Here is a 3,100-nt window from a genome sequence, read left to right as displayed (position 1 = left end):
GTGTCGGAGCCACTGAGCGACTATCAGCGCTGGTCGTACAGCATCGCTCATCAGATGGTGGAAGCCGGCGAGGACATCCGCTGGGTTCCTCGCCGGCTGGTCTCGTCGATCCCCCTGCCGGGCAACTTCTACCTTTTCTGCAGGGTCCGAGATTCGGTGAGCATCGGCTCCTGCGGAAACACCAAGAATCCGGAGAACGTGAGCACCCGGATGTCCCCCGGCCGATGAGCAATCGGCCTGGTTTCAGGCTCGACTCGGGTTGCTCGGCGTGTGCTTCCAGGAGCCTCGGAAGGTGTCGTGCTTCGCTGAGAAAGCGTGCCCGGCCTCGGTGGGCGCCAAGGGGTGAGCGCGGGTGTTCGACCGGTGAGAAGATCGGGGGTGCTCCGAATAGCAAACGCGGTACTCGCAAGATCACCGGAACCGCTGCACGCACTTGCGCTGAAGCACCGTGAACTGCTGAAGTTCGTGGTGGTGGGTGGAACAGCGTTCTTAGTGGACAACACGGTGTTCTATGGGCTGAAGCTGACCATTCTGGAACCGAAGCCGGTGACCGCGAAGATCATCGCGGTGCTGGTGGCGACGATCGTGTCCTACGTGTTGAATCGCGAATGGTCGTTCCGGACCAGGGGCGGCCGCGAGCGCCGTCACGAGGCGGCGCTGTTCTTCCTGGTCAGTGGCGCCGGTCTAGTGCTCAGCTCCGCGCCGCTATGGATCTCCAGGTACGTATTTCGCCTGGAGACCCCGGATGTGAGCCTGGTGACCCAGGAGATCGCCGACTTCATGAGCGCGCAGATCATCGGCACGCTGATCGCCATGGTCTTCCGCTTCTGGGCGCTCCGGAAGTGGGTCTTCCCCGACGAGAAGGTCCAGTCCGGCAGCGTGCGACTGGCTCCCACTCCCGATTCCACGGACGAGGTGGCTTGATGGCGGCGAATCCAGAAGCCGTTCCGACGGTCGGACTGCTTCATGCCGCTGCTGCGCCCCACGAGCCCGGCCCCGCGGATGACCGCCGAACAGATGGCGAACAAAAGTCCCGTGAGTTCGACATCGCGGAGCGTTGTCAAAGCTCATGATCACGCGGATCTGCTCGGACAGTGAAGCTTTTTCACCCTGATGGCCTGGTACAGCAGGTCCTCGCGGAACGGTGCCCCCGGTGAATCTTGCATGAGCTTTCAGCGAAGTGATCCACCGGCCGCGGCCGGCCCGCGGGACCATAGAGGATGGATCCTGCTCACCTCGGTTCGGGGATGGCTCCGCACAGGTAGGTGGACCCCTCCAGCAGCTCCGGTGTCAGCGTGATGCCGGTGAGATGCTCGGCCAGGAGGAACGCCGGCCCGTCGCTGGGGTAGAGGTGTCTGTAGTCGGCGTCGATCCGCTGCATGGTCTCCACGACCTCGTCCGGTACCTCTTCCGAGTAACCGTCATCAGCGATGAAGCAGAACCGGATTTCTCCGTCTTCGATCCAGTAGAAGTACTCGACGCCTTCGACGTCGCGGAAGTGGGAGACGAGGCGGGTTCCCGCCGACAACGACGTGATGGTTTCTTCATCGGCACCGAGCCCGCCGTTGGGCTCGACGATGAACACCCAGTCGCCGATGGCGACGGCGCCGAAGAACATGCCGTCCCAGGTGCCGTAGGTGCCGGGTCCGGAGTAGGAAGCCTTGATCAACCCACCGAGCGTCATAGGTGTGAAATCCTCCGGTCGGCCACCGAGCCGGTTCACCAGTTGCTCGGGTGTCAGACCGCGGACGTAGGTAAAGCAGTAGGCCTCCGCCAGGTCGGGGAAGCGCTCGTAGGAGAACCAGGCATAGTCGTCAGTGGTCGCGATCATTTCGTCATGCTCGCAGCACCGACCGACACAATGAACCTTTTCGTTATTGAGCGATCCGGTGGTTCTGCAGGACGGCGATGGCCTTGCACAGGTGCCCGGCCTTGTTGGGGCTGCAGCGGAGCTTGCGGAGGATACGCCAGCTCTTGAGCTGTGCATTCGCCCGCTCACCCGGGCCTCGAAAGTGGGCGTGTGACCGGTTGGCCCGCTTCTGGGACTCTGGCTTGTTTCTCCCTCGGTACGGGGTGATGGCCGGGCCTTCCGCCCCCTGATAGGCCTTGTCGGCGAGCGTGACGATGCCGACCCGCTCCAGCTCGCGTAGGACGCCCCAGATCCGGGCGGCGCTCAGGTCGTGGGTCTTGCCGGGCAGCGCTCCGGACGTCCACAGGATCGTCCCGTCCGGGGTGGCGATGACCTGGACGTTCATCCCGTGCACGCGGTGCTTGCCGGAGAAGTACGGCCGGTCGGTTTTCACCCGGTCGGTGCGAATCAGCGTGCCGTCCAGCACCAGATAGTGCAGCCCGTCCTTCTTGGCTTTGCGTACCGCCTGCCGGAGTTTCGGAGACCGCGCCGACAGCAGCCTCACCGTCTCTTCCACGTAGCGCCAGGCGGTTGCCGTCGACACTCCGAACCCGGCGGCCAGTTCGCTGAACGTCTCGCCTTTGCGCAGGTAGACCAGGACGAGCAGGGCTTGTTGCTCTGGGTTCAGCCGCCGCCAGATCGATCCGATCGCCTTGCGCCGCCGGCGGATCAGCCCGGCCACGTAGTTCAGCGTTGAACGCGACACATCGGCTGCGGCGCGGTGGAACAGCACCTGAAGCTCCTGGTTGTGACGGGTCTGGTTGTGGTGATCAATCCGTCTACCAGGAGCTTTCTACGCCATCAGGTGAACGTCAGAGTCGCGATCGTGCTGTGACCAGTAGGCCCGTCCCCAGAGGGTGAAAAAGGTTCCGTGATCATGATCAGCCGCACTTGCTCACGGAATCGCGGATTCTACATGACGGAGCCAGAGATCTCGCCGCTTGCCATGAAGTCCGATTCCGCCGGAAATCGATAGGAATTCAAGCGGTAACCGTGTATAGGCTTATGAGGTGGTGCTTTCCGAGCTTCGACGTGAGATGGTGCTCGCCGCCATCACCGAGTTCGACCGGCTGGGCCGTGACGCCTTTCTTGAGAAGTACTGAGGATGAAAGCTGGACGTTACGGTGGTTGGAGGGCCAGTCTGGTCTCGGTGACAAAGCCGTCCAGTAGCGCGGGTTGGTATTGCATCTG

At 62.8% G+C, this 3,100-nt stretch carries 4 protein-coding genes; 2 read left to right on the top strand and 2 right to left on the bottom strand.

All coding sequences use genetic code 11. The annotated features are described in order from the left end of the window. A partial coding sequence (locus AB0J58_RS44515) for a DUF6879 family protein (RefSeq protein WP_364227795.1) occupies positions 1–228 on the top strand: 228 nt, incomplete at its 5' end. Between the two features lie 237 nt (positions 229–465). After that, positions 466–924, top strand: a complete 459-nt coding sequence (locus AB0J58_RS44510) for a GtrA family protein (protein ID WP_364227798.1) — start codon at positions 466–468, stop codon at positions 922–924. 307 nt (positions 925–1,231) lie between these two features. Here AB0J58_RS44510 and AB0J58_RS44505 read toward each other — a convergent pair whose 3' ends face one another. Then, positions 1,232–1,831 (bottom strand): DUF6461 domain-containing protein, encoded by a 600-nt coding sequence (locus AB0J58_RS44505; protein ID WP_364227792.1) that lies wholly within the window; start codon positions 1,829–1,831, stop codon positions 1,232–1,234. Positions 1,832–1,874: 43 nt separating this feature from the next. Beyond that, positions 1,875–2,642 (bottom strand): transposase family protein, encoded by a 768-nt coding sequence (locus AB0J58_RS44500; protein ID WP_364227789.1) that lies wholly within the window; start codon positions 2,640–2,642, stop codon positions 1,875–1,877. Positions 2,643–3,100: the final 458 nt, after the last annotated feature.

The sequence above is a fragment of the Streptosporangium sp. NPDC049644 genome (assembly GCF_040675205.1).
GTDB lineage: Bacteria > Actinomycetota > Actinomycetes > Streptosporangiales > Streptosporangiaceae > Streptosporangium > Streptosporangium fukuiense.
Note: the sequence above shows the minus strand (reverse complement) of the source record. Positions and strands in the feature narration are given on the sequence as shown.